Genomic DNA, 258 nt, shown 5'->3' with positions numbered 1-258 from the left:
ACAAAACTTTGCAGATAAAAACCCAGAAGTAAAGCCTAAAAATGATCCAGAAAATAAAAACGATCGGCCTAGTTATTAGGTTGATCGTTTTTTAATTTATCCGGTTTATGGGCGTTAACATAGTCAGCAAATGTTTTTAAAAGTTCTTCGGTTTGTTCAACCGAAAGGTTATCAGCTTGAAAGTATTTTTCTAGCAAAGCCCCTTTTTGAATTAATCGGCGAGAACGTGCTTTGCGGTCTTGTCGGCTTTCATAGTAT

1 protein-coding gene is annotated in these 258 nt (G+C 36.0%); it reads right to left on the bottom strand.

Annotated elements, in window-relative coordinates:
* Window positions 1-68 precede the first annotated feature (68 nt).
* The coding region (locus MN204_RS20970) for a hypothetical protein (protein WP_249872981.1) at window positions 69-258 on the bottom strand (190 nt) is incomplete at its 5' end.

It is taken from the genome of Oceanobacillus saliphilus (assembly GCF_023522835.1).
Classification (GTDB): Bacteria; Bacillota; Bacilli; order Bacillales; family Amphibacillaceae; genus Oceanobacillus; species Oceanobacillus saliphilus.
The sequence above is the reverse complement of the archived record's forward strand: the minus strand, read 5'-3'. Positions and strand labels throughout refer to the sequence as shown.